Below are 26,096 nucleotides of genomic sequence, written 5' to 3' on the forward strand. Positions count from 1 at the left end.
AATAAAAACAGTATGTTTTTAAAGGGGGTTATTCCGTAAATTTCTATAGAGGTAGGTTTTTAAAGAAAATATGGCTCTAGTGAATCCATAAACCAAATGGAGAAAGTTGCGTATATTACGTTGAAAGAAACTAGAAAACAACAAGGAAACAACCCTCTTACTTTTTTGACTTTTAAACTCTGGTACTTTTTATTTTAGAAACAAAATTTAAAAATTTTCTGTGGTGGAGACAAGAATGTTAAAGCCTTTTAAAAAGGGGCATATTGTTTTATTGGTAATGCTTTTTATGTTAGAAATGCGTGTTGTTGTAGCAAAAAAGCCCATAGAGATTCCTGTTCATCCGATTCCTTTAGAAATACATACAAAGCAAGGTACGGTTTATTATAAGGTAGAGATTGCTTTTACGCCGTCTCAAGCCGCGGCTGGTTTAATGTATCGGACTGATTTTCCACGCGATCGTGCAATGCTCTTTAAGCAGCTAAAAAGTTCTCAATCGGGAGATGAACAGAAAATTTTTATGTGGATGGCAAATACGCCTTTACCTTTAGATATGATTTTCTTAAACTCTGAGGGAATTATTGTATCGATTATTGAAAACACTTCTCCATTTTCGACAAATACCATTTCATCGGAAGTTCCTGCAGCTTTTGCACTTGAGATTAATGCTGGTGAAGTTTCTGAAAAAAAGATAGAAAAAGGGCAACGTGTTATTCATCCTGTACTTTGTGGAAAGTGCAATAAAAAATGACCGCTGAAGATATTCGTTTTTTTGAATATAATGGTTTGCGATTTGCTTATCGAGAAGAAGGGCAGGGTGCGCCTGTTTTGTTGATCCATGGTTTTGGATCTTCTGCACGAGTGAATTGGTATGCAACGGGTTGGTTTCGCATTCTCACTGAAGCAGGATATCGTGTTATTGCTCTTGATAATCGCGGTCACGGAGATTCAGTTAAAAGTTATGACCATGTTTTTTATACACCTCAAGCTATGGCTGGCGACGCAATAAAGTTACTACAGCATTTAGAGATATCTAAAGCCCATGTTATGGGATATTCTATGGGGGCTCGTATTAGTGCTTTCATGGCTCTTTTGCATCCAACATATGTACACAGTGTTATTTTTGGTGGTTTAGGTATTGGTATGGTAACGGGAGCGGGAAATTGGGAGCCTGTTGCTGAGGCACTTTTAGCAGAAGATATTTCTACTATTACTAATACGCGCGGTTTAATGTTCCGTAAATTTGCAGATCAAACGAAAAGCGATAGACGTGCTCTTGCTGCTTGTATTATCACATCAAAACAGGAGTTAACGGCATCTGAAGTTTACAAAATTAAGCAACCTGCACTTGTTGCCGTTGGTTCATTAGATGAAATTGGCGGTGCAGCAGAGCCGTTAGCAGCTTTATTGCCTTGTGGTGAAGCTTTATCAATTCCTGGTCGAGATCATATGCTTGCTGTAGGCGATAAAGTTTATAAAAAAGGCGTTATAGATTTTCTTTCTCGTTATCCTATAAGATAAGCATTCTTCATAGGTTCTAGCATTCACAAAAATACTCAATATTTTTATCTCGTATAAATTGAAAAACGCTTATTTAAAAATTTTTCTATTGTGACATAAGTTTTTTATAAAAAATGGGAAGAAAGCTAAACTCTTATTAGCCTATTTTGTATATTTTTTAGAGATGTAATTCTTCTAGGGTTAGATAATTATAATTTAAAATTTATTAAAAAGAATTATTTTTGAATGATATAATAATATTTTTTTCTAAAAAATGTAATTTTAAATAAAAAAAGTATTATTATTTTTATCCTTTATAAAAGGAACAAAATTATAAATTATTGATCAATTTTTCTTACGAATATGCATTCTAAATGCGTATGCTAAAATTGGAGATAAAGTAAAATTATTAAAAATATACAGTTTTTTGCCATTTTTTAATCTATACGGGTATATTTAATAATGATAGAATCCTTTTGTAAAAGTTTTTTATAAATGTATAAAGCGCGTTGTAAATATATGTAATATTAAGTAAATATTCAGATTAAGCTTTTTTACTAACTTTACAGAATCATGAGGTTGTCTTATTTGCGCGACACGCAGTTATTTAAATCGTTAAAAAAACAGGAGAGCATAGTGAATGCTGATGAAATAAAAAAACTTGATAATTATTTAAAAAATATATTCCAAAACTCAGCATTGCAAGTTAGAGCACGGCCTAAAAAGAGTGATTCTTGTGAGGTTTATATGGGAGATGAGTTTTTAGGCATTATCTATCGAGATGAAGATGAAGATGAGCTCTCCTATAATTTCTCAATGGCTATATTAGATATTGATTTAGAAAATTGATTTGTTGTTCATGGTTGAATGAAGTCTTTTTTATCCCATAAGATTTATATAAGTTTTAATGCTTTAAAGCTCGTATGATTATTTCGTGCAATAATAAGATGGTCATGGATAATAATGCCTAACGCATTTGCTGCATCTTTTAATCTATATGTCATTGTTATATCTGCATCAGAGGGGGTGGAATCGCCAGAAGGGTGATTGTGGACTAAGATAAGTCCTGATGCAGATAACTCTAAAGCTCGAGAAATAACTTCACGAGGATAAACAGGTGTATGATCAATGGTTCCAGTTTGTTGCACCTCATCAGCAAGTAAGCCGTTTTTCTTATCAAGAAACAAAATACGAAATTGTTCACGTGTTTCGTGCGCCATAACAGCTTTACAATAAGCTAACACTTTATCCCATGATGAAAAAATATCGCGTTTAAACAATTGCGCACGAGCAAGACGTCCAGCAACATCTGAAATAATTTTTAAATCAATTGCAGTGGCAGGACCACATCCTGGAATTTCTTGAAGTCGGTGAATATCTGCTCCCAACACATCAGCTAATGAACCAAAACGTGCTATCAAATTTTTAGCTATGGGTTTTGTGTTTGCACGGGGTATTGTGCGAAAAAGCAATAATTCAAGATATTCATAATCTTCGATTGCATTTCCTTTTGACTTTAAATAACGCTTCCGAAGACGCTCACGGTGTCCTTGATAATGTTTATGGAGCTGTGCGTTTTTCTGAGGGGCTTCACTTTTTCTTTCTGATACTGGGGTGAGTGGAGAACTCGATGTTAATGCAAAGTGATCACTTTGAGTATTTTCCTTTTGATTTAATTTTTTAGCCATAACATCTCTACATTGCGTTAGGTATGCGAATTTGGAATATAAAAAATATTTTTAGGAGATTGTGTAAATATTTCATACCCTTCATTTGTGACACCAATTGTATGTTCATATTGTGCTGTCAGAGAGCGGTCACGGGTAACAGCAGTCCAACCGTCAGATAAAATCTTAACTTGTGGTTTACCAAGGTTAATCATAGGCTCAATTGTAAACATCATACCTTGTTTTAATTCTATTCCTTCTCCAGGATTTCCATAATGGAGGATATTGGGTGCATCATGAAAAAGCTGCCCAATCCCATGTCCACAAAAATCTTTCACAATTGAGCATCGTTCAGATTCTGCATACTGTTGAATGGCTGCACCAATATCACCTGTGGTTGCTCCAGGCTTAACAACAGCGATTCCTTTCATAAGACTTTCATAGGTTATTTTTAGCAGGCGTTCTGCAGCACGCCTGATTTTCCCAACAGGATACATTCGGCTTGAATCCCCATGCCAACCATCAAGGATAAAGGTTACATCCACATTCACAATATCGCCTTCTTGCAAGGGTCTTTTATTGGGAATGCCATGACAGACAACGTGATTGATAGATGTACAGCATGAATGGCTGTATCCATGATAATTTAGATCAGCAGGAAGTGCTCCTCGCTTAGCACCAAAAATGAATACAAAATCATCAATTTCTTGCGTAGTAACGCCTGGCTTAATAATATCTGTAAGTGCATCAAGGCATTCTGCAGCAATGCGACCAACTTCACGCATTTTAGCAAAAGCATAATCATCGAAAATGCGAATCTTCCCATTAAATTTTAAAGGGCTTTTATTATATTCAATATACTCAGTCATTGTTTTTTCTGTTTTCTATTTTTACTCTCTGAATCGGAAAAATGCCTTCTACACTTACGTGACACTTTACAGCATAACATTCTACTCCTGATTTTAGTGCTAAATCAAATTTACGTCCATAGAGTGGATCAAGATCATGACAGATTGTAAAAGCTGCGCAATCTTCTCGTTGAATAATATAAAGCATAGCAGCTCTTTTTCCTTGTTGTACAACTCCTATGAGCTCATCAAGGTGACGTGCTCCACGTTTTGTTTTACTATCAGGAAATTCTGCTAATCCTTTTTGACGAATAAAATGAACATTTTTGACTTCTAGGTAACAGTCAGGAAGAATGTCATCACGTAAAAGAAAGTCAATTCGTGATTGTGTTCCATAGCGTTGTTCTTTTAAAATTGTTTTATATCCACTTAATTCTGGTAGTAATCCGCTTTGAATTGCTTCTAATGCAAGTTTATTGGGTAAAGCAGTATTAATGCCAACCAAAGTATTATCGGCTTCAATAATTTCTAATTGATAGGCATATTTTCGTTTGATGTTATTATGATATGAAAGCCAGATATTGGAGTTGAAAGCTGTTAATCCAAGCATTGATCCTGTATTAGGTACAGACACGGTGAGAACATGCTGATCATCTTGTTGAACATCCGCAAGGAAACGTTTATAACGACGGATAAGCTTTGCAGGAAAAAGTTTGGGAATAAAGTGCATATCCCTTTTTTAGGATTTATGATTTCATAATTCAACTGAGATTATGATTTGTAGGGGCTATTCCCTATAAAAAAAAGATAAAATTGATGTAAAAAACGCTACGATATCCTATATAAATTGTTATAAATTCCATCGTTCACTTTAATGGCTTTTAAAATTTATTATCTTTGAGTGAAAAGATAACATTGTCTATAATTTATTATTAAACAGCATTAGAGTACTGTGAAGAAGGTTTCGTAAAAAATAGTGGAGAGGGAGATAGTTAAGTGAAACTAGGTAAGATTGATGGCTGGAACGAATAAGAATCGTGAAAATTTAACAAATGGTCCCGTTATTATTTTAGTTGAACCGCAGCTTCCTGAAAACATTGGTATGGTCGCAAGGGCAATGGCAAATTTTGGGCTTTCTAAGCTTCGGTTAGTCAAACCTCGAGAAATGTTTCCAAATGAAAAAGCTATAGCTGCTGCGAGTAAAGCTGATCATGTCATTAACGACACTGTGATTTTTAATACATTGCGTGATTCAATTGCAGATTTACACTATGTTTTTGCCACAACAGCACGTGAAAGATGTGGATTTAAAACTGTAAAAAGTGCTGTCGAAGCAGCAAGCGTATTACGTCAGCGTGAAAGTATCGGACATAAGACAGGTATTGTCTTTGGAAGAGAGAGATGGGGATTAGAAAATGATGAAATCAGCCTTGTTGATGAAATTATTACTTTTCCAGTTAATCCTGCTTTTGCGTCACTTAATATTGCGCAAGCAGTTCTTTTAATGTCTTACGAATGGATGAAAACAGGTCTAGAGGATGTCAGCGATACGGCATTTCGTGCCGCAGAGATGGAACCTGCAAATAAAACAATATTTCATGGTTTTTTATCTCAGTTAGAAGAGGCTTTGAATATCCGTGGGTATTTTAGACCCCTTGAGCGCAAAGAAGTAATGCTTGCAAATTTGCGCTCTGTTTTTACGCGCGCTAACTTTAGTGAACCTGAGGTTCGTTTATTGCGAGGCATTATATCTTCTTTGGATCATTTTTCACCACAATATCCACGGGGGAGTAGAGCACCTGAAGAGCGTGATCGTAAAAAAATTAAAAATAAGTGTGAAAACTAATGGATGAACGACCTGTTCTTTTTTTTGATAGCGGTATTGGTGGTTTAACAGTGTTCAGGGAGGCACGTATTCTTATCCCTGAAATGCAATTTATCTATGTTGCTGATGATGCAGGATTTCCTTATGGAAATTGGAAAGAAAATATTTTGAAAGAGCGTATTTTAAAGATTTTTACAAATCTTTTAACACGCTACAATCCAGCCTTATGTGTGATTGCTTGCAACACCGTTTCTACACTGATGATGGCAGATTTACGACAGAATTTTTCTCATGTCCCTTTTGTAGGAACGGTTCCTGCAATTAAATCAGCTGCTGAACAAACAAAATCTGGTTTTATTTCCGTATTAGCTACTCCTGGAACAGTGAAACGTGCCTATACAAATGAATTAATTAATTCTTTTGCTGGACAGTGTCATGTTCAACTTGTGGGTAGTAAAAAGCTGGCTGGATTTGCTGAAGATTATTTACGGGGAAAATCTATCAATTCAGAAGAGTTAAGAAAAGAAATCCTACCATGTTTTGTGGAAAAAAATGGACAATATACTGATGTTATTGTTTTAGCCTGCACACATTATCCTTTTTTGATTAACTTCTTTCGTGAACATGCTTTATGGTCCGTTGAGTGGATTGATCCGGCGAAAGCGATTGCCAAACATATCAGATCATTATTACCACTGTCGGAAAAAGTACACGATCAATATATAAAAAAATATCAAGATTTTGCGTTGTTAACATCGAAAAATATCACTTCTTTAACGGAGAATTTGTTTAAAGGATTTGGCTTAAAACTCATGAAAGGAGTTGACTTTGGGTTGTAAGACCAATAATGATGATCTGGCTATTTTTTCAAGAAAATAGCATTAATTGACGTGTCCCGTGGATAACTTTGCATATTGATATGTTAAGGTATTCTGTCAGTCTTTAGTATTTAAAGGCAGAGGAGGGCGCGTTTCCTTGGGGTCTTGAGATCTCGTGTTTTATTTTATAAGGAAATGCGATGAGTAAACGCGAAACAACAAAGTATAAAATTGACCGTCGTATGGGAGAAAATATTTGGGGTCGTCCGAAATCTCCTGTCAATCGTCGTGATTATGGTCCAGGTCAGCATGGACAGCGTCGTAAAGGAAAACTTTCTGACTATGGGGTGCAGTTGCGCGCTAAACAGAAATTGAAAGGGTTTTATGGAGATATTTCAGAAAAACAATTTCATAAGACCTATGAAGAGGCTGCTCGTCGACGGGGTGATACTGGTGAAAATCTTATCGGTTTGTTAGAATCACGTTTGGATGCTGTTGTTTATCGTGCAAAATTCGTGCCTACGATTTTCGCTTCTCGCCAATTTATCAATCACGGTCATGTTAGTGTAAATGGTCGGCGCACAAATATTCAATCTTATCGTTGTAAACCTGGTGATGTTATTGAGGTTCGGGAAAAATCAAAACAACTTGTTTTAGTTTTAGAATCAGTGCAATTGGCAGAACGTGATGTCCCTGATTATATTGAAGCAGATCATAAACAGATGAAAGCAACCTTTACACGTATTCCTGCTTTTGCAGATGTTCCTTATGCTGTACAAATGGAACCTAATTTGGTTGTTGAATTTTATTCTCGATAATTTTTCTGCAAGAGAAATTATTTTTCTCTTCTATTATTATAACTTCAAAATATTGTGTTATTTTTACAATCTCTGAAGTTAATAAGTGCTTTTTGTGAATGGTTCTATATTAAGTTTATTGCTATGTTTTATAGTCATAGACTTATATAGTTCCATTTCTTTTTTGTGTATCTAATTTATAAATTCAAAAAACATAAATGTAAGCTTGCTTTAATATTTGTTTTTATCTTTGCAAAACAAGCTGTTTATTGTGCAGGATATGGTATTATGAATGATGTTTCAGTTGAATATCAGGCAATAGAAGAAAACGAAGGGAGAGATGATCCTTTAATAAGCGAAGCAGATAATTGTCATCCAATGTTTCGTGTTGCTCCTTCAAGCGTAGAATTTAATAAATTGCGCAAACGACTTTTGCGTCATATGCGACAAGCTTTGGATGATTTTTCTATGCTCTCTACAGGAAAAAAATGGCTTGTTGCTTTATCGGGTGGAAAAGACTCTTATGGTTTATTAGCGCTTCTTTTAGACTTAAAGTGGCGAGGTCTTTTATCCGTTGAAATTCTTGCCTGTAATCTTGATCAAGGGCAACCTGGATTCCCTAAGCATATTCTTCCAGACTTTTTAAGTTCTTATAAAATTCCATATCGTATTGAATATCAGGATACTTATTCCATTGTTACAGATAAATTGGCAGAGTCGCAGACATATTGTTCACTTTGTTCTCGATTACGACGTGGTAATCTCTATCGTATTGCACGTGAAGAGGGATGTTCTGCATTAGTTTTAGGTCATCATCGTGATGATGTTTTAGAAACATTTTTTATGAATTTGTTTCACGGTGGCCGATTAGCTGCCATGCCTGGAAAACTTAAAAATGATGAAGGAGATCTTTTTGTGTTACGTCCTCTTGTTTATGCAGCTGAGGAAGATATGGAAAAATTTTCTCAAGCAATGCAATTTCCGATTATTCCTTGTAATCTTTGCGGTAGTCAAGATGGTTTACAACGTAATGCAATGAAAGAAATGCTGAAAAATATCGAAAGACAAATGCCAGGACGTAAAGATACGATGATTCGCGCTTTAACAAATGTACGCCCAAGTCATTTGCTTGATAAGAAATTCTTTGATTTTAAGACCTGTTAATAAAGATTAGATATTTAAAAAAATAAGTTCAAAGAGTTTAAGATAAGATACTTATTTATAATGATAATTTATTTTTTTAATTTAAATACCGTAAGATTGTTTTGTTTTAAATTCTCTTATATTGCATCCATAAAAAACATTTGCTGGCATATCACAAAGGAAATTCTTGTGTGCATAAGACACTATTGAAAAAAGTTTCCTTTCACTAACTAATGACTGTCGCAATATGAAAAATGGGAAAATAGTACGATTGTCGATTTTCTCTTTTGTTAAGTAAAAATGGTGAACCTTGAGGATTTTATTCTTTTGCGCCGCCGTCACCTCATTTAAGGCATTAAATTAAGAGAATATATAACTGCTCGGTATTTGTGGAGTGTATAGCAAACATTCAGGGCGAGGATTGCTCGTAAATTCTCATGAAGTGAGTTACATAAGTGATCAAGTTCGATTGTGAGTAGCCGATCTTTTTATAAACCAATGCTGATAGAAATCTTCATCATTGAGGACAGGGAAGAAGTTAAATTTTCAAACTGCTACACCATAAAGATCATAGGCATCCGACTGTTCAATTTTAACGCTGACAAATTCACCAACACGCAACGGGCGTCGTGATGATATATGGACAACACCATCTATTTCTGGAGCATCGTATTGACTACGTCCTTTGGCAACTTTTCCTTGACTTTCATCGATAAGCACTTGGAGTCTTTTTCCAATTTTTTTCTTTAAAAGATGTGTAGAAATTTGTTGTTGTTTTGCCATAAAACGATGCCAGCGATTTTCTTTCACCTCTTCAGGAATATTTTCTAATCCCAAATCATTTGCGGCGGCTCCTTTTACCTCTTCATATTTAAAGCACCCAGCGCGTTCAATTTTTGCTTCTTCTAGCCATTCTAGGAGTATATTAAAATCTTCATTCGTTTCGCCAGGAAAACCAACAATAAATGTTGACCGCAAAGTAAGATCTGGGCATATTTTTCGCCATTTTTCAATTCTACGGTTTGTTTTTTCTATGAGTGCAGGACGCTTCATATGACGCAAAATAGCTGGTGATGCATGCTGAAAAGGAATATCCAGATAAGGAAGAATTTTTTTTGCAGCCATAAGTTCGATAACTTCATCAACATGGGGATAAGGATAAACGTAATGCATACGTATCCAAATACCCATATCGCCTAGTTCGCGACAAAGATCAAAGAATTTTGTTTTTATTGTACGATCTTTCCAAGAATTTTCGAGATATTTTAGATCAATACCATAAGCACTCGTATCTTGTGAAATAACTAAAAGTTCTTTTACACCCGCTTGCACGAGTTTTTCAGCTTCACGAAGAACATCGCTGATGGGACGTGAAGTGAGATCACCACGCAGAGTAGGGATGATACAAAAACTACACTGGTTAGAGCATCCTTCAGAAATCTTTAAGTAGGCGTAATGGCGAGGTGTTAAACGAATACCTTGGGGAGGAACTAAATCAAGAAAAGGATCATGAACAGGAGGAATTGCTGTATGAACAGCTTCTATAACACTTTCATAAGCTTGCGGTTTTGTAATAGCCAATACATTAGGATACGTTTGGCGAATAACATCAGGATCAGCACCAAGACACCCCGTTACAATAACTTTTCCATTTTTTTTGAGAGCTTCATCAATATTGGCTAATGATTCTCTCCTTGCCGAGTCAAGAAAGCCACAGGTATTCACAATAACGACATCAGCTCCTTGATGTTGACGTGAAATTTCATACCCTTCAGAGCGAAGGCGTGTAATAATTCGCTCAGAATCTACGAGTGCTTTTGGGCATCCGAGGGAGACAAAACTAATACGAGGTGCTACCATGATGATCCTACAATTATTGTGAATGATTGAGTTACACTTTTATAACTGAAAAATAATGTTCTTTAATTTTTATACCTATGCAATAAAATCTGTTACAAAGTTATTTTATTTTTTTCTACAAAATTTTATGTGTTTTTATGCATGCATACAATTTATATCGTAAAATTCTGTCATTGAGGACGATGATATAAGGTTGCTTCCTTCAAAGCATTCAAGTTCTTTTATAAAGTACGTGGTGAATATTTTAAAGCTTACTTGTCGCTCCTTGCGTAAGTGAAGGACATGTAGGGAAGGAAAAATGAAACCCGCTCGATAAGGATCTGGACTGTTTATAAACCGAATTGGGGCATCCTTTGGCAGTGGAGAGGAAGTCAACTGCGTGTGGCACAATAAAAAAATACTCAACAACTCCTTATTGCGATATCTATCGCGTACTATAAGGTTTATTTTTAATATTTGCGAATAAGTCCGGTAAGTTTGCCTTGTATTTCTACACGTTCGGATTCGTATGTACGTGCTTCATAATGAGGATTTGCGGCTTCTAATGCAATAGAAGCTCCTTTGCGTCGATAACGTTTTAATGTGGCTTCTTTTTTATCAATAAACGCAACAATAATTTCACCTGTTATTGCTGTATTTTGACGTTTCACAATGATCGTATCTTTATCAAGGATACCAGCCTCCATCATAGAATCATCTTTAACTTCTAATGCGTAGTGCTCACCTGTATTAACCATATTACGTGGGAGAGAAAGAGTGTTTATTTGTTGCAGTATAGCAGAGGCGGGCACGCTCGCAGAAATACGTCCCATAATAGGAATGGTGATATTTTTTTTTTCTTCTTCATCAAAGTTGTCAAGGTTACTCAAGTTTTTTGATATTTCCCTTTTATTTTTTTCTATCATACTGGGAGAAATTTTACGTGCTAAAGAAAGGTTAAATGTTATTTTCTCAGGGAGTCGAATCACCTCTACTGCACGAGCGCGATTGGGTAAACGACGTATAAACCCTCGTTGTTCTAAGGCTATAATGAGCTTATGAATACCAGACTTTGAAGAAAGTTCTAATGCATTTTTCATTTCTTCAAAAGAAGGAGGAACACCAGTTTCTTTTGTATGGTTATGAATAAACAAGAGTAGCTCATATTGTTTACATGTTAGCATTCAATATTCCAATCAAAATAATAAAAAAGGAGTAAAGTAAAAATACATGTATATATAACAATTTTACAATTTTTTTCCGCAAAATCAAAATTATTTTCTTTATTTTTGATCCTATAAGTTAAGTTAATGAAGAAATATGTTTATTTATAGACATATTTAAATTATTATTTATATAAAACTTACTTTAAGAATTTTATGAAATTATTATTTATATATTATATATATACATTAATATTAAACAATGTATAAAAATACTTTATAGCTCTGACTGAATTATCCAACACTAAATTTTATGACCAGTGTTATACTTTTCTTCTAAAAATATATCTACGTATTTTGTAATTTCTTGATATAAAAAAGTTAATTAGAAGGCATTTTATATATTTAGAACACTCTATGGGTATTTAGATCATTTTGCACACTGCATATTATTTCTGCTTTTTTTAAGTAAAATTATCTACAGCTATAATAGTGAGCATAATTTATAGTCATTCGGGATACTTTCAATGAGACTGAATTTTATGTCTGTTTTATTCTATAGGATAAATTGGCTTTCGTTATATATTCATTATGCATGAATAAAAATCATACCCTCAAAATGCCATTGTTGCTCATTGTCCCATTTTCAGGTCTAACGTACCAACCGCTATATACTATTTTGCTGAACCCTAATGTTGAGATAATTTTTGGTTATTGAAAGGAGGTATAAAAGGTATTTTCATTTCTTTTTTATAGTTTTATTCTCTCACTCAAGTGATGAAATTATAAATTGTTATAAATCAATATGTTATATTGTAAATCTGTATTCATATTTGAAAATTGAAAACTAAAATATGAAGATATAAAAATAATATTATAGTAAAAGGTATTTTTTCTCTATCCATTATGCTCAACAAGCCATGTGAGGGAAGGAGGGTAATTTCTTATAATTTTAGCGCTCCGAATCTATGCAATATTTTGCAATGAAATTGTTCCTTGATTGAAACTTCAAAAAGAAGATTAAAGAGTATCTATACAATGATGAAAAAAGGAGGGGAAAACGGAAAATTATTGATAACTGAAGAAAATAATAATATTTTTCTTCAAAAGGTGTTGACCAAATGAAAAGTCAACCGTATGTTCCCTTCACTTTCTGCAAATTAGATAGTCTACAAACTAGATAGCTTGTGTGAGAGCGCGTAGCTCAGCTGGTAGAGCAACTGACTTTTAATCAGTAGGTCCAGGGTTCGAATCCCTGCGCGCTCACCAAATTTAAATAATATCAATAGACTATACAAAAATTTAAGAATCTTTCTCGTTTTGATTCTTTTTGAAGTTTTTTATTGATTCTATAATCAGTCATTTTCTATCAGATGTTTTGGAATAGAGCGATGCTATGCTGTCTCCTGTCCAAAAATAAAGAGCTTTAAGCTTACGATACGGTTGTACCTGCGTTGGCAGCAAATGTGGTTGCTCCTTTTCTCAATCCATAGATTGATTTTTTAATACCTACTGCATTACATGATTCGCAAAACAAGTTGCTAAAATCACCACTTATTCACAGTTTATATTATGAAATAACTTTTCTATAAGATGTTGATTTGTTTAATTTTCATTCTTTTTAACATCGAGTATAGTACATTTATTTCTTACAAAAACCATAAAATGGTTAACAATGTGTTAATTTCTTGATAAGAGGGGAAAATTCAAGAGTGGTATATGCGTGAGGGGAATCATTTAAAAACGTAAATTCTTCCGTCGCGTACAAAAAGCGTGACGTGGTTTTTACAGTAATACTTAACAGAAATAAGTGGACTGAATAGATGCCTTCAAATAGAAAAAAGAATTTTACTTTTATGATTAAACCAACACTTCAATTGTTTTCTATGATAGTCATTTCTCAGTCACTGGTATCTTGTTGCGCAAGCCAAACTATGAATTTTTCAATAAAAGATTCCTATCATAATAAACCAATTAACGTAAACACTTCTGTACTACCTCAACAAGTATCCAATAAGAAGAATCAATCGGAAGAAAAAAAGCGTGGACGAGCTATTGTTGGTAAACCTTATCAAATAAAAGGAAAGTGGTATTATCCTCAAAATGATCCAACTTATAAACGTGTTGGCGAAGCATCATGGTATGGTTCAGATTTTCATGGGCGTTTAACTGCCAACGGTGAAATTTATGACATGAATCTTTTGACTGCTGCTCATCCTACAATGCCTTTACCGAGCTATGCTCGTGTTACTAATTTGAAAAATGGATCTTCAATCATTGTTAGAGTGAATGATCGCGGACCTTTTATGAAAGACAGAATCATTGATTTATCAAAGCAAGCTGCGGCAATACTGGGGTATGTAGATAGGGGGGTTGCAGATGTTAAGGTAGAATATATTGCTGAAGCACCCGTTGGCTATTATGATGGTGCATATTTAATGGCCTCTTATACTCCTGGAAATGCTGCCTCGTATTCATTAGCGTCAGAAAATGTTTCGAAAAAAAGAGAAACTGTTTTGTTAAAAGATAAGCGCAATACAGGAAACAAAGAAGGATTAGCTAAAGCTGCTGCTGTTGAACAGGAACAACGTAATAAAACTGTTGCAGTTAAATTGCCAGAAATTGGTCCTATCATGGTTGATAAGCCGATGCCATTCGATCAAGTTGCTTCTATAAATAAGCTAAACAAAAAAACAAAGGTCAATTGGCTACAACTGTTTTAAGAAAATATGCGTTGATTTTTTATCTATATAATTCTCTAGTAAAAAAGATAAGAACTTACGGATTTAGTGGAAGGTTTTCATCTTAAAGCGCGTTGTCCTTTTAAAAAAGCGTGGTTGGGTGCTATTATAAATTCAGTACGAACTTTCTACTCCATTACTGGTCTATTCGTCGTTTTATGATATTTCTTGCTTTAATAAAGCACGTACTTTTCTTGCTGTAATAGCTTTTGCTAGACGAGGGGAGATTATTGTATCAGTCTGTTTGTGTAATCTCCAAAGCAACTATACAATCAATTTGATAGGAATAAAAAGCTTGAAAAATATTTTCTTTTGATTCGGTTTTGCAGCTTTCCAAAAAGCATCCACGGTAATATCTTATGAAGAGATTATGCATTACTTCATGCTTTTGTTTATCATGTTCTTTAATGGAGTAAGTCCCCTCACGAGAAACAGAGCGTCTCAAACAAAATACACATACATTGCCAATTCACGTACTTATTTAAAAGGGAAATATTTCAACACGTTACAAGCCTATTTTACGATAGCGCCTATGAATGGTATGAGTGGTAACGCCTTTAGACATCACTATCTTTACACTTATGAAGATATAAACCGACACCATCGTACACTTTGTAAGCCTCCAATGTTTTGTGCGATAATTCTTAACTCTTGAGAGGTTGATAAGAGGTATTTTTACTCTCTTTTTTAATAATTTTTATCCATATACGAACTTTACTTATGACGCGTAAGTAAGCAAATTTTATTAAATTCAATATGAGAAGAAATATAACGAAGAAATCTTACAGCATTTTTAATAATATATAAGTTAAAATATTATAATTTTTATAATAAACAATTTACTATAAATATAAAACAAAAAACTTAAAAATATTTTTGTCTTTGTATACTTTAAAATATTAAACTAAACCTATGTAGAAGATAAAAAGTGCATCATATTACTTTTGATAACGTTGAATAAAAATAAAGTCTTTTCTTGAGTTGTCAATAATTCCTCAATTTGCGGAAATAAAAAAGTTTTTTCCTATATAAGATTCTTTATGTTGATCTTTGGGATGGGAGGAGAAGCTATGTATACAACATTAAGGATCTTATTGACTTTATGGGGGATATTGGCATTTGACACGTGGGGGAGAGCAGAAGGTTTTCAAATTTCTGCATCACAATTGTTGTTACTCGATGATGATACAGGGACAATACTTTATGAAAAACAAAGTGATATTCCTTTTTTTCCTGCTTCATTAGCAAAATTGATGACAGTGGAAGTCGTATTTCATCACTTAAAGGAGGGATTGTTAAAGAGTACGCAGAAATTCAAGGTCAGTGAAAATGCTTGGCGTAAAGGTGGAGCACCTTCCGGTACAACCACTATGTTTGCAAAGATAAAGACAGAAATCAGTGTTTCTGATCTTTTACGTGGTTTAATTATTATGAATGGAAATGATGCTGCTATTATTCTTGCTGAAGGAATATCTGGACATGAGGCTCATTTTGCAAAACTGATGAATCAGCGCGCGAAAATAGTCGGATTATCTCAGAGTCATTTTGTTAACGCAACAGGGCTACCCGAAGAGGGACAATTTGTAACCGTGCGTGATATGATTATATTAGCACGTCATATTGTTCAGGAATATCCGGATTATTATGCACTTTATCGTGAACCTCATTTTACGTGGAATAATATTTTTCAACGTAATAAAAATCCTCTTATTTCTAAGGAAATTGGTGTAGAAGGATTTGGTTTTGGCTACAGCGGAAAAGAAGGTTTTTCAATGGTTGCCACCATTTCTAAAAATCATCGACGTCTTTTTTTAGCAATCAATGGTTTACAAGATGGTAAAAAATATACAAAAGAAATAGAACGCATTCTTCAATGGGGAATGACAGCATTTGATCTCAAAACGATTTTCACAAAAGAAGAAGCGGTTGGTCGTGCTTCTGTTTATGGTGGTACGCAAAATTTTGTTCCACTCATTGTTAAAAAACCAATAAGTTTTATGCTTTCGAATGAAAAAAAAGTAAATGTTAAAGCAAAAATTAAATATCATGGTCCATTGAAAGCTCCTATCGTTTCTGGACAATCAGTTGGCGTTATTCAAATTTTAGAAGATAAAAAGGTTCTTCTGGAAAAACCAGTTTTTGCCGGAATGAATGTTCAGGAAGGAAGTTTCTTTGCAAAAGTAAAAAATGCATTCTATGAAATAACAATTGGATGGTTACGGAAATATTTGTAGTTACGTGCTAATAAGGTTAAGGTCATACGTGTCAGGTTATTTTATTACATTCGAAGGAGGGGACGGGGTAGGAAAAACGGTGCAGATTTCTTTACTTGCTGAGTCTCTCTCACACCAAGGTTATGATGTTGTCACAACACGAGAACCAGGGGGAACGCTAGGAGCAGAAGCAATCCGGCATATTTTATTGTCAGGGCAGGCGCAACAGTATGGACCGTTGATTGAAGCTGTTTTGTTTACAGCCGCACGTGTCGACCATGTTACCGAGGTTATTGCGCCTTCTTTGCAAAAAGGTAAAATCGTTTTATGTGACCGCTTTATTGATTCTACACGCGTTTATCAAGGACTCAATGATACAGTCAGTTCTTCTCTTCTTGCTGTTTTAGAGTGTATTGCACTCAATGGTATCTTGCCCCATTTAACATTTTTATTAGATATGCCAGCAATGTGTGGTATGAAACGTGCAAATTTACGAAGAAAAGAAACAGAAGAAATTGATTATTTTGAAAAAGATCAGTTGGAAGTTCAAGAACAAAGGCGTCAAGCTTTTCTTCAATTGGCCAAACAGGAACCCCATAGATTTCGAGTCATTGATGCCACTGGCTCAGTGGAAGCCGTTGCACATCAAATAAAAAATATTTGTCATCAGGTATTGTTGGATAAGCTTTCATGAGTAATGTAAATATCTTACGCCAATATGATGATATTGATACAATTTTATCACCATCCCAGAATGATGTTGTCTTTGGTCATGAGGATGTTCGTCATTTTTTGACACAAATGCTTAAAGAAGAGCGTTTGCATCATGCATTATTATTTGAAGGAGAATATGGGATTGGAAAAGCTACATTAGCCTTTCATCTTGCTTGGAACATTTTAAGTTCTCAACAGGATGCTTTCTTGAAACCCGATCCTTATTCTACTCCATGGCGCCAAATTACACAAGGAAGTCACCCTGGTCTTTTGTATATTTCACGTCGATTTGATGTAAAAACGCAAAAGTTTAAAACAGGAATACTCGTTGATGATGTCCGTGATATTATGCATTTTTTAAGCCGAACATCGCAAGATAATGGATGGCGTATTGTTATTATTGATTCTGCAGATGATATGAATAGAAATGCAGCAAATGCAATTCTCAAAATACTTGAAGAACCACCTTCAAAAACGCTATTTGTTATTATCGCGCATTCTTCAGGAAAATTGCTTCCAACAATCCATTCACGGTGTCAAAAAATTTCTTTTCGTCCGTTGAATAACGATGAAATGAAAAAAGTTATTATACATATTTTTGCCAATCAAAACTTACCTGATGAGAAAACAATTGAAATAATTATTAAAAAATCTAAAGGAAGTCCTCGAAAAGCTGCTTTACTTATCTGCCATGACGGTCTTGAAATTATTAAAACAATTGATGTTCTCTTAGAGAAACCTGTTTGTAACGCAACGATTGTACATACTCTTGCACAAACATTTTCATCTGTTTCTTCTACATTCCAATTTCAACAATTTTGTGATGAAATTCTTAATAAAATTCAAAAAAAAGCTATCATGCTCGTTGAAAAGGGTGACTTATTTCTCTCAAAAAAATATGCGGAAAAATGGCAAGAGATTCATCAAGAAATAGAGGAAATACAATTGTTTAATCTCGATAAAAAGCAGTTTGTTATTAACTTACTTTTTAAAGTTCATAAGATCATTCATGAGGATTAGTTTTTCCGTGACAATACGATGAACAGACGTTATGTCATTATATCTTTTATTTATAGCGTTTTACAACGAGTATGACATGCGTGACACATATTACATAACAACTCCCATTTTTTATCCTAATGGTGCTCCACATATTGGACATGCCTATAGTGCAATTGCAAGCGATGTCTTAGCCCGCTTTCAACGATTAAACGGAAAAAATGTATTTTTTCTTTCTGGTACAGATGAGCATGGTCTAAAGATGCAACAAACCGCAGCAGCATTAGGCATGACACCTCAGCAACTTGCAGATCGTAATAGTGCTGTGTTTCAAAAAATGCTTGCAGTATTAAATTGTTCTAACGATGATTTTATCCGTACGACAGAAGAACGCCATTATCAAGCTTGTCAAGAAATTTGGAAAAAGATGGAAGCAAATGGCGATATTTATCTCGGTCGTTATACGGGGTGGTATTCGGTTCGCCAAGAAGCCTATTATGAAGAAAAAGATACGGAAATTGGACCAGACAACATCCGCCGTGAGAAAGAATTAGGCTCTCCAGTTGAATGGAATGAAGAAGAAAGTTATTTTTTTAGACTTTCTCATTATGAAAAAGCTCTTCTTGAATATTATGAAAAACATCCTGATTTTATTGCTCCACTTGAGCGGCGTAATGAAATTATAAGTTTTATCAAATCAGGTTTAAAAGATATCTCTATTTCACGCGCAAGTTTTAACTGGGGCATTGCTGTTCCTGAGAATCCAAAGCACGTGATGTATGTCTGGGTTGATGCGCTTACAAATTATCTATCAGCAATTGGTTTTTTCAATGAAAATTCAAAAAAACGTGATTTTTGGCCTGCAAATACGCATATTATTGGTAAGGATATTATTCGTTTTCATGCAGTCTATTGGCCGGCATTTTTAATGTCTGCTGGAATTGAATTGCCTAAAAATATTTTTGCACATGGTTTTTTACTTAATCGTGGTGCAAAAATGTCAAAATCTATTGGAAATGTCGTTGATCCTTTTGAAATGGTTGATCATTATGGTCTTGATCAGGTCCGTTATTTTCTTCTCCGTGAAGTACCATTCGGACAAGATGGTAGTTATAGCCATGAAAGCCTTGTGAACCGTATTAATGCTGATCTTGCTAATGATCTTGGTAATTTAGCACAGCGCTGTTTGTCTATGATTGCCAAAAATTGTAATGCACAAGTCCCGAGACCAACTTCATTTTTAGCTCAAGATAAACAGCTTTTAGAACAATCTCTTCAAGTACTTGAAACTGTACATCAAGCTATGTCTTCTTATAGTATGCATTTAGCACTTTCAGCTATTTTTTCAATTGTAGCAGATGCCAACCGCTATTTTGCCAACGAACAACCTTGGAGTTTACGTAAAAATGACCAAGAGCGATTTTCTACAGTTCTTTATATCACTGTAGAAATCTTGCGGAGAATAGGAATTATGCTTTTACCTTTCATACCCCAATCAGCAGCGAAACTTCTTGATAGCCTTGCGGTTGCTGAAGATGATCGGTTGTTGTATCATATAAGTCACTCAAAAATTCAAGAAGGGCTTGATCTTCCACCACCAGAACCGATTTTTCCTCGTTATATCTTGAAGAAAGAAGATACTTATCATGTTGATTGATACACATTGTCATCTTGATTTTGAAGATTTTTCACAAGATTTGGATAATGTTATCCAACGGGCTTTAGATGCTGACGTTAAACGTATGATAACAATTTCAACCCATGTTCATAAGTTAGATAAGCTGTTAGCCATTGCGCAAAGCTATGATCAAGTCTTTTGTTCTGTTGGAACACACCCCAATCATGCGCATGAAGAACAAAATATTACAGCGGAAGAGCTTATACAGCTCTCGAATCACCCTAAAATTGTTGCGTTTGGGGAAGGGGGACTTGATTATCATTATGATTATTCTACACCAGAAGAGCAAAAAAAAGTTTTTCAAGAACATATCATTGCTTCTCGAGAAACACAGATTCCTCTTGTTATACATTCACGCAATGCCGATCTCGATATGGAGACAATATTACGTGAACAGATAAAAGAAGGAGCTTTCCCCTTTATCCTTCATTGTTATTCGTCTGGAATGCAACTTGCTCATGCTGGAATCGAACTTGGTGGTTATATTTCTTTTTCAGGTATTCTCACTTTTAAAAATGCACTTGAAATCCGTGAAATAGCAAAAATTGTGCCCCATGAGCATTTGTTAGTGGAAACAGATGCTCCATTCTTAGCACCTAGTCCCCATCGGGGAAAAACAAATGAACCGTCTTTTGTATGCTATACAGCAGCTGTTTTGGCTGAAACAATTGGCTTAAGCATTGAAGAAACAGCTCAAATAACAACGCGTAACGCTTTTCGTTTATTTAGTAAAATGAAATAAGGCAAAAGATATGTGTGATCAATACCGATTTACAATATTAGGTTGTGGTCCTTCTCCAGGAGTGCCTCGGCCCAATGGTGATTGGGGAACATGTGATCCGAATAACCCTAAAAATAAACGCTACAGAAGTTCTTTATTAGTTGAACGTATTAAACCTTCAGGAGACAAAACAACAATCGTTATTGATACAGGTCCAGATTTTCGCTCACAAATGATTGATGCGCGTGTAAGCCATCTTGATGCTGCTCTTTACACACATTCTCATGCAGACCATATCCACGGTATTGATGATTTACGCAGCTATGCACTTGCACAAAAATGTCTAATAGATATCTATGCCGACAGATTTACACTAGAGCATCTCAAAAGTGCTTTCGGATATTGTTTTCAAACACCAAAAGCTTCATCTTATTCTCCCATTTTAAAAGAGCATCTTATCAATGAAGATAGCCAATTTATTATTCAGGGGCAGGGCGGAGCAATAAGCGTCAATACACATTTACAACATCACGGAAACATTCATTCCTTAGGTTTTCGGATTGGGAATGTTGCCTATTGTACGGATGTTAGTGAGTTTCCTGAAAAAACTTTATCCAAATTAATGGACTTGGATGTTCTCATCATTGAAGCTCTTCAATTTAAATCTCATCCGAGTCATTTTTCTGTTGATCAAGCATTACAATGGATAGAATATTTAAAGCCAAAACAAGCAATACTCACACATATGGACAGATCGCTGGATTACAATAAGGTTATAAATTACGTTCCATCCTATGTAAAACCTGCATATCAAGGTCTTATTTTTGAAACAGATGCATAAGCTTATTATGGGAATTTTTAAGTTAAATAAAACACTTTTAAATTTATCCTTTATTTTATTTCGTTTTTGACATATTTAGTGTTTTTTATGTCGAAAATGAGGCTTTTATGTATAAGAATTTTAAGCGGGGTGTATGTATTGTGGTTTTAGCGGTTTCCTTGACAGCATGTGGAGGGCGTTTAGAAAAAAATATTTCAACGACAACATTACATGACGGATCAATGAGTTGTGCCGATATTCAACGGGAGTTTTTTGCTAATAAACGTCAGATTAATGATACAATTGCAGAGCGTTCTAAAGCAAGAAATAAAAACGTGGCTTTAGCAGCAGCAGGTGTTATATTTGTACCTGCTTTGTTTTTTATGGATGTAAAATCAAGTGAAAGTAATGAAATTTCAGCTTTAAATAATCGTAATGCTGTTTTGAGTGATCTTGCACGTATAAAACGTTGTAAAATAGTACAGTAATTTTTATTATTTATACGACGTAATTTCATCACAACTATTTTGGTCTTTGAGGAATATTCTCAAAGACCGAATATTTTAATGTGCGGTTCAATTATTATCGCCATTACCATAATTTTTTTTAAAAAGTGAGTTGTACGATTATAAATATGATTTATGTTTTAAAGTAGGGTTTGCTTTGTTTTCCGGTGTCGTATTATCGCATAATATATATTATGGAACTTTATGGAGGGAGTATATCTAGCACTAGCATTAGCACTTTGAGGAACGTATGTTTGAAAATTGTTATGATTGAAAATCGAGCCTGTTATTCTGGCTAGAAAATTTCAATCACGATGTTTTTTTATTTTTTACTCTTTTAAAAAAAATCATCACAATTTGTAGTATTATGAAAGCTAAAAACAATATTCCATGAAATAACGGTACAAATGGCTGATAAATAAAATCAGAATAATATATTGTTATTGCTTCAATTAATGCTGCAATACACCACACAATGATACCCCATAATGAATACATCCAAAGTCCAACTAAGGCAATAGGATAGAGAATAGCCAATATAGCTGATGCAAATTGCCACTGCCAAGGCATAAGATCAAAACGCCATAGAATACCTGGAAAAACACCAACAAGACGTATCCAATAACAAATACCTAGGACTAAGCAAATGAGTGCCAAAAACCGTAAATAACAGTTATAGATTAAATTGATTTTTGAAATCCGTTTGTGTGAATTATTTTTCACAATAATAACTCTTGCTCAACAGGTTGGAAGTAAGAATCTACCATTTCATCTGTTACATTTGAAAGTTTATCTGGCTGCCATTGAGGTCTTTTATCCTTATCGATTAACATAGCACGTATACCTTCATGAAAATCATGTGAATTAATCATATGATGTGCAATACGGTTTTCAATTTTCATACAATCTTCCAACGTTTGAGATGAATTTTGTTTCATTTGTTTCCAGATAACTTTTAAACTTATCGGAGAACGTGACTGCAAAATATCATAACATTCTTTAGCAAATAAAATACCTTCATTACTTTTTTTATGTAGCAACTCAAGACATTCTTCTAAGGTATGGGCACTAAAACAAGTGTTAATAATACAACGTATTTCATGACTCGTTTCATAGTCTTTTGTAATTGCTCGCTCGTTTAAAGCTAAAGTAGGATCTCCTTGCTCAATAATAGCTTTTTTAATCATATCGAATTCAATTTCAGTAACGGCGTGTGTTGCTAATCCTAAATTTAAGCAATCTCCCCACTTTATGCGTGCGCCCGTTAATGCAAGATAGATGCCAAAATGATTGGGAAGAGATGGTAAGAAAAAACTTGCACCTACATCTGGAAAAAATCCAATTGCACCTTCTGGCATAGCAAAAACTGTATTTTCTGTAACAATTCGATGCGAACCATAGAGAGAAATACCTACCCCTCCTCCCATCCAAATACCGTTTAAGAAAGAAATGTAGGGCTTTGAAAAATGTTTGATATAAGCATTTAAACTATATTCATCACTAAAGTATTGACAAGCAGAGGCACTTTTCCCCATATGGTAGATTTCTACAACATCTCCACCAGCACAAAAAGCACGCCCCTCCCCTTCAATTAAAACACAAGAAACATTATCATCTATTTCCCATGTCCTGAGAGCTTTTTTTAAAGCTGAAACCATTCGTTGATTCAGAGCGTTTAATACTGAAGGGCGTGTGAGCTTTATAATACCAGCACGCCCTTCTTTCGTAAAAGAAATATCATCATCTGCTCCAAAATCAATTTGCATCTTACACCCTTCTTAAAACAACTATTTATTGTTTTTTTATATTTTTTGCCCCAAGTTGAGGAAATATTTGCATGATTGCGCCAATACAATATATATAAATTCCTGTTACTGAAATTCCTATTTTAACCCAAGAGGGAGCCTCTAGTTGATAAAAGAATGCAGAAACACAAAAAAAACACCATAAGAGAAAAATTGGAAAATTAACTCTGCGTAAACGAAGGACTCTTACTGGATGGATAAAATAAATTGGCAAAAAAGATATAATCGCCGATAAAACAATAATGATAAAAGTAATCCACTCTCCCGGTCTTACGACAAAAAGCGTAAAAATCATCATATTCCAAACAACAGGAAATCCTTTAAAAAAGTTTTCTTTGGTTTTCATGCTAGTATCTGCATAATAAATAGCAGATGAAATAACAATAATTGCACTCAATGAAAACGATAACCCTACCCCCATAAAACCACTTTGATAGAGTGCAAAAGCAGGAATTAAGACATAAGTCACGTAATCAATAATATTATCTAATAGCTCTCCAGACCATGTTGGAAGAACGTATTTAACATCAAGTTTGCGTGCAATTGGTCCATCTATACCATCGACGAGAAGTGCAAGCCCAAGCCAACAGAACATAGCTGTCCATTCTTTTTGAGAGGCTGATATAAGAGAAAGAAACGCTAAAAAGGATCCCGAAGCTGTTAGTAAATGAACAGAAAAAGCCTTTGCTTGTGGCATTGTTACTTTTTTATGGCGTAATAATTTAGCATTTGTTTTGATTTTCTTTGTTAGTTTACGTTTCAAGGTTTTCTTATCCTCGTTTTTAAAGTCTTCAACCATCTATCAATACGCCATTTTTTTACCGATGATATAACCCAGCATTTAAAAAAATCATAAAAAGGTTACTTTTTTATATCGCATTATTTATTACATACTATAATAGAAGAGCTTCATATAATAAAAAGAGAGTGATCATTTGGAAATGTTAAAATATTTTCTCAATGGATAAAGGTTCAAATCGTTGTGATATTTGAAAAGAAAGAGCATAAAGATATTGCTGTTATTGGTGCAGGTCCTGTGGGAATGTTGTCCGCACTGAGTCTTGCACATGAGGGGTTTTCTGTTTTTCTTGTTGGCCCCCCTGCTCATACAGATGAGTTACGGACAACTGCTCTTATGATGCCTGCAATACGCATGCTTCAAAAGCTCAATATTTGGAATAATATTCAAAAATATGCTGCTGCTTTATCCTACATGAGAATTGTAGATATAACTTCTAGAATTGTGCATGCTCCTACGGTGCATTTTTCTTCTGCTGAAATTGGTGAAAAAGCTTTTGGCTATAATATACCTAATGTAAAATTGAACAGTGCTTTAGTCGATGCTGTTACACATACGCCCAATATTACAAGATTTGTTTCGGCAGCCAAATCTATTCATCACACAAAAAACCATGTATGTATTACTCTTGCTGATTATAGAGTCATTCAAGCACCACTTGTTGTTGCTGCTGATGGACGTCACTCTCTTACACGTGCCGCAGCAGGAATAAGTGTCAAACAGTGGAATTATCCACAAAAAGCACTTGTTCTCAACTTTTCTCATGAGTTTTCTCATCAAAATACATCAACCGAATTTCATACAGAACATGGTCCATTTACACAGGTTCCTTTACCAGGGCGAAGATCTAGTCTTGTATGGGTTGTTCATCCTTCTCGTGCTGAGGAATTATTGAATATAGAACCAAAAGAAATTGCAAAAATGATCGAAAACCAAATGCAATCAATGCTTGGAAAGCTACGCTTAGAAACATCAATTCAAGCATGGCCGCTTTCAGGACTTCTTTCTCATCATTTTGCTGCTAATCGAACAATTTTAGTGGGTGAAGCCGCTCATGTTTTTCCCCCTATTGGAGCACAAGGATTGAATTTAGGATTCCGTGATGTCCAAACGTTGATTGATATTTTACCCAATAAAATGTCCAACTCTAACTCTGAAATGATTGTTGCGCATTATAACAAATGCCGCAAACCAGATATATTAATCCGAAGTGGAGCTGTTCATACACTTAACTCTGCTCTACTTTCTCATATGTTGCCTGTTCATATGATACGAAGCGTTGGGCTTGGTTTGTTACATAGTTTTTCACCATTACGTAATTTATTTATGCGCGAAGGAATGTATCCCGGTTATGGATTCAAGGAAATTATGCAAATATTTCCAACAAAATCATCTAAACAGCTCTACTGAGCAATAATGGATAATAACGTAAAATAAACAAATAATAATAAGTCAATAAGGTATCAATACCACAGAAAAATTATTTCTATTTGAGTTTTTGTA

23 protein-coding genes, 1 tRNA gene and 2 pseudogenes are annotated in these 26,096 nt (G+C 34.6%); 17 read left to right on the forward strand and 9 right to left on the reverse strand.

Features of this window, described 5'->3' with window-relative positions:
* The first annotated feature begins 235 nt into the window (after positions 1–235).
* The 3 genes from U736_RS0109750 to U736_RS0109760 all read left to right on the forward strand — a co-directional run bounded on the left by U736_RS0109750 (position 236) and on the right by U736_RS0109760 (position 2,346).
* Positions 236–748 (forward strand): DUF192 domain-containing protein, encoded by a 513-nt coding sequence (locus U736_RS0109750; protein ID WP_015856413.1) that lies wholly within the window; start codon positions 236–238, stop codon positions 746–748.
* Entirely contained in the window at positions 745–1,518 is a 774-nt protein-coding gene (locus U736_RS0109755) for an alpha/beta fold hydrolase (RefSeq protein ID WP_015856412.1), read from the forward strand. The genes U736_RS0109750 and U736_RS0109755 overlap by 4 nt, the downstream gene beginning before the upstream one ends.
* 615 nt (positions 1,519–2,133) lie before the next feature.
* Positions 2,134–2,346 (forward strand): DUF3126 family protein, encoded by a 213-nt coding sequence (locus tag U736_RS0109760; protein ID WP_015856411.1) that lies wholly within the window; start codon positions 2,134–2,136, stop codon positions 2,344–2,346.
* A 44-nt stretch (positions 2,347–2,390) separates the two neighbouring features.
* Here U736_RS0109760 and radC read toward each other — a convergent pair whose 3' ends face one another.
* Genes radC through sfsA form a run of 3 tightly spaced genes read right to left on the reverse strand, consistent with a single transcriptional unit; the run spans position 2,391 to position 4,742 of the window.
* Positions 2,391–3,185 (reverse strand): RadC family protein, encoded by a 795-nt coding sequence (gene radC / locus U736_RS0109765; RefSeq protein WP_015856410.1) that lies wholly within the window; start codon positions 3,183–3,185, stop codon positions 2,391–2,393.
* Between the two features lie 17 nt (positions 3,186–3,202).
* Positions 3,203–4,033 carry a type I methionyl aminopeptidase gene (gene map, locus U736_RS0109770; RefSeq protein ID WP_015856409.1) on the reverse strand — a complete coding sequence of 277 codons (831 nt, stop codon included), beginning with the start codon at positions 4,031–4,033 and terminating at the stop codon, positions 3,203–3,205.
* A complete protein-coding gene (gene sfsA, locus U736_RS0109775) occupies positions 4,026–4,742 on the reverse strand; it encodes a DNA/RNA nuclease SfsA (RefSeq protein ID WP_026500743.1) in 717 nt (238 codons plus the stop codon). The genes map and sfsA overlap by 8 nt, the downstream gene beginning before the upstream one ends.
* A 285-nt stretch (positions 4,743–5,027) precedes the next feature.
* Here sfsA and U736_RS0109780 point away from each other — a divergent pair.
* The 4 genes and pseudogenes from U736_RS0109780 (at position 5,028) to ttcA (ending at position 8,616) form a co-directional block, all read left to right on the forward strand.
* Positions 5,028–5,865, forward strand: a pseudogene (locus U736_RS0109780) (RNA methyltransferase).
* Positions 5,858–6,676 (forward strand): glutamate racemase, encoded by an 819-nt coding sequence (murI, locus tag U736_RS0109785; protein WP_015856406.1) that lies wholly within the window; start codon positions 5,858–5,860, stop codon positions 6,674–6,676. The pseudogene U736_RS0109780 and the gene murI overlap by 8 nt, the downstream one beginning before the upstream one ends.
* Before the next feature lie 179 nt (positions 6,677–6,855).
* Complete coding sequence (gene rpsD / locus U736_RS0109790) at positions 6,856–7,473, forward strand: 30S ribosomal protein S4 (RefSeq protein ID WP_015856405.1); 618 nt, start codon at positions 6,856–6,858, stop codon at positions 7,471–7,473.
* Between the two features lie 267 nt (positions 7,474–7,740).
* Positions 7,741–8,616 (forward strand): tRNA 2-thiocytidine(32) synthetase TtcA, encoded by an 876-nt coding sequence (ttcA, locus tag U736_RS0109795; protein WP_015856404.1) that lies wholly within the window; start codon positions 7,741–7,743, stop codon positions 8,614–8,616.
* 525 nt (positions 8,617–9,141) lie between these two features.
* On the opposite strand, the gene rimO is transcribed toward ttcA, so the two are convergent.
* On the reverse strand, positions 9,142–10,455 hold the full coding sequence (gene rimO, locus U736_RS0109800; RefSeq protein ID WP_015856403.1) for a 30S ribosomal protein S12 methylthiotransferase RimO: 1,314 nt from the start codon (positions 10,453–10,455) through the stop codon (positions 9,142–9,144).
* Positions 10,456–10,904: 449 nt separating this feature from the next.
* Positions 10,905–11,618 carry a transcriptional repressor LexA gene (gene lexA, locus U736_RS0109805; protein WP_015856402.1) on the reverse strand — a complete coding sequence of 238 codons (714 nt, stop codon included), beginning with the start codon at positions 11,616–11,618 and terminating at the stop codon, positions 10,905–10,907.
* Positions 11,619–12,790: 1,172 nt separating this feature from the next.
* Between lexA and U736_RS0109815 the strand changes: the two genes are divergently transcribed.
* Positions 12,791–12,866, forward strand: a tRNA-Lys gene (locus U736_RS0109815).
* Positions 12,867–12,956: 90 nt separating this feature from the next.
* Here U736_RS0109815 and U736_RS12960 read toward each other — a convergent pair.
* Positions 12,957–13,143: pseudogene (locus U736_RS12960) on the reverse strand (tyrosine-type recombinase/integrase); the annotation flags it as partial.
* A gap of 277 nt (positions 13,144–13,420) precedes the next feature.
* Here U736_RS12960 and U736_RS0109820 point away from each other — a divergent pair.
* The 8 genes from U736_RS0109820 to U736_RS0109860 all read left to right on the forward strand — a co-directional run bounded on the left by U736_RS0109820 (position 13,421) and on the right by U736_RS0109860 (position 21,971).
* Positions 13,421–14,320 carry a septal ring lytic transglycosylase RlpA family protein gene (locus U736_RS0109820; protein ID WP_015856401.1) on the forward strand — a complete coding sequence of 300 codons (900 nt, stop codon included), beginning with the start codon at positions 13,421–13,423 and terminating at the stop codon, positions 14,318–14,320.
* A 1,088-nt stretch (positions 14,321–15,408) separates the two neighbouring features.
* Complete coding sequence (locus U736_RS0109830; protein WP_015856400.1) at positions 15,409–16,572, forward strand: D-alanyl-D-alanine carboxypeptidase family protein; 1,164 nt, start codon at positions 15,409–15,411, stop codon at positions 16,570–16,572.
* Between the two features lie 28 nt (positions 16,573–16,600).
* Entirely contained in the window at positions 16,601–17,245 is a 645-nt protein-coding gene (tmk, locus tag U736_RS0109835) for a dTMP kinase (protein WP_015856399.1), read from the forward strand.
* Positions 17,242–18,285 (forward strand): DNA polymerase III subunit delta', encoded by a 1,044-nt coding sequence (locus U736_RS0109840; protein ID WP_015856398.1) that lies wholly within the window; start codon positions 17,242–17,244, stop codon positions 18,283–18,285. Before tmk ends, U736_RS0109840 begins: the two co-directional genes overlap by 4 nt.
* Before the next feature lie 76 nt (positions 18,286–18,361).
* On the forward strand, positions 18,362–19,921 hold the full coding sequence (metG, locus tag U736_RS0109845; protein WP_015856397.1) for a methionine--tRNA ligase: 1,560 nt from the start codon (positions 18,362–18,364) through the stop codon (positions 19,919–19,921).
* A complete protein-coding gene (locus U736_RS0109850) occupies positions 19,911–20,684 on the forward strand; it encodes a TatD family hydrolase (protein ID WP_015856396.1) in 774 nt (257 codons plus the stop codon). Before metG ends, U736_RS0109850 begins: the two co-directional genes overlap by 11 nt.
* Before the next feature lie 10 nt (positions 20,685–20,694).
* Positions 20,695–21,504 (forward strand): MBL fold metallo-hydrolase, encoded by an 810-nt coding sequence (locus U736_RS0109855; protein WP_015856395.1) that lies wholly within the window; start codon positions 20,695–20,697, stop codon positions 21,502–21,504.
* A 107-nt stretch (positions 21,505–21,611) separates the two neighbouring features.
* Positions 21,612–21,971 (forward strand): hypothetical protein, encoded by a 360-nt coding sequence (locus tag U736_RS0109860; protein ID WP_015856394.1) that lies wholly within the window; start codon positions 21,612–21,614, stop codon positions 21,969–21,971.
* Positions 21,972–22,298: 327 nt separating this feature from the next.
* Here the strand turns inward: U736_RS0109860 and U736_RS0109865 are convergent, their stop codons facing one another.
* Genes U736_RS0109865 through pcsA form a run of 3 tightly spaced genes read right to left on the reverse strand, consistent with a single transcriptional unit; the run spans position 22,299 to position 24,593 of the window.
* Positions 22,299–22,712 (reverse strand): DUF6163 family protein, encoded by a 414-nt coding sequence (locus U736_RS0109865; RefSeq protein ID WP_015856393.1) that lies wholly within the window; start codon positions 22,710–22,712, stop codon positions 22,299–22,301.
* Positions 22,709–23,755 carry an enoyl-CoA hydratase/isomerase family protein gene (locus U736_RS0109870; protein ID WP_015856392.1) on the reverse strand — a complete coding sequence of 349 codons (1,047 nt, stop codon included), beginning with the start codon at positions 23,753–23,755 and terminating at the stop codon, positions 22,709–22,711. The genes U736_RS0109865 and U736_RS0109870 overlap by 4 nt, the downstream gene beginning before the upstream one ends.
* Before the next feature lie 25 nt (positions 23,756–23,780).
* Positions 23,781–24,593, reverse strand: coding sequence for a phosphatidylcholine synthase (gene pcsA / locus U736_RS0109875; RefSeq protein WP_026500744.1), 813 nt, complete (start codon positions 24,591–24,593; stop codon positions 23,781–23,783).
* Between the two features lie 183 nt (positions 24,594–24,776).
* Between pcsA and U736_RS0109880 the strand changes: the two genes are divergently transcribed.
* Positions 24,777–26,003, forward strand: a complete 1,227-nt coding sequence (locus tag U736_RS0109880; protein ID WP_015856390.1) for a UbiH/UbiF family hydroxylase — start codon at positions 24,777–24,779, stop codon at positions 26,001–26,003.
* Positions 26,004–26,096 lie beyond the last annotated feature (93 nt).

Origin of the sequence: Bartonella grahamii ATCC 700132, assembly GCF_000518085.1 — a bacterium.
Classification (GTDB): Bacteria; Pseudomonadota; Alphaproteobacteria; order Rhizobiales; family Rhizobiaceae; genus Bartonella; species Bartonella grahamii.

Excerpts from the sequence above, each read along its gene's own strand:
- U736_RS0109750 (WP_015856413.1), top strand. The coding sequence starts at position 236 with ATGTTAAAGCCTTTTAAAAAGGGGCATATTGTTTTATTGGTAATGCTT.
- U736_RS0109755 (WP_015856412.1), top strand. The coding sequence starts at position 745 with ATGACCGCTGAAGATATTCGTTTTTTTGAATATAATGGTTTGCGATTT.
- radC (WP_015856410.1), bottom strand. The coding sequence starts at position 3,185 with ATGGCTAAAAAATTAAATCAAAAGGAAAATACTCAAAGTGATCACTTT.
- map (WP_015856409.1), bottom strand. The coding sequence starts at position 4,033 with ATGACTGAGTATATTGAATATAATAAAAGCCCTTTAAAATTTAATGGG.
- sfsA (WP_026500743.1), bottom strand. The coding sequence starts at position 4,742 with ATGCACTTTATTCCCAAACTTTTTCCTGCAAAGCTTATCCGTCGTTAT.
- murI (WP_015856406.1), top strand. The coding sequence starts at position 5,858 with ATGGATGAACGACCTGTTCTTTTTTTTGATAGCGGTATTGGTGGTTTA.
- rpsD (WP_015856405.1), top strand. The coding sequence starts at position 6,856 with ATGAGTAAACGCGAAACAACAAAGTATAAAATTGACCGTCGTATGGGA.
- ttcA (WP_015856404.1), top strand. The coding sequence starts at position 7,741 with ATGAATGATGTTTCAGTTGAATATCAGGCAATAGAAGAAAACGAAGGG.
- rimO (WP_015856403.1), bottom strand. The coding sequence starts at position 10,455 with ATGGTAGCACCTCGTATTAGTTTTGTCTCCCTCGGATGCCCAAAAGCA.
- lexA (WP_015856402.1), bottom strand. The coding sequence starts at position 11,618 with ATGCTAACATGTAAACAATATGAGCTACTCTTGTTTATTCATAACCAT.
- U736_RS0109820 (WP_015856401.1), top strand. The coding sequence starts at position 13,421 with ATGCCTTCAAATAGAAAAAAGAATTTTACTTTTATGATTAAACCAACA.
- U736_RS0109830 (WP_015856400.1), top strand. The coding sequence starts at position 15,409 with ATGTATACAACATTAAGGATCTTATTGACTTTATGGGGGATATTGGCA.
- U736_RS0109840 (WP_015856398.1), top strand. The coding sequence starts at position 17,242 with ATGAGTAATGTAAATATCTTACGCCAATATGATGATATTGATACAATT.
- metG (WP_015856397.1), top strand. The coding sequence starts at position 18,362 with ATGCGTGACACATATTACATAACAACTCCCATTTTTTATCCTAATGGT.
- U736_RS0109850 (WP_015856396.1), top strand. The coding sequence starts at position 19,911 with ATGTTGATTGATACACATTGTCATCTTGATTTTGAAGATTTTTCACAA.
- U736_RS0109855 (WP_015856395.1), top strand. The coding sequence starts at position 20,695 with ATGTGTGATCAATACCGATTTACAATATTAGGTTGTGGTCCTTCTCCA.
- U736_RS0109860 (WP_015856394.1), top strand. The coding sequence starts at position 21,612 with ATGTATAAGAATTTTAAGCGGGGTGTATGTATTGTGGTTTTAGCGGTT.
- U736_RS0109870 (WP_015856392.1), bottom strand. The coding sequence starts at position 23,755 with ATGCAAATTGATTTTGGAGCAGATGATGATATTTCTTTTACGAAAGAA.
- pcsA (WP_026500744.1), bottom strand. The coding sequence starts at position 24,593 with ATGGTTGAAGACTTTAAAAACGAGGATAAGAAAACCTTGAAACGTAAA.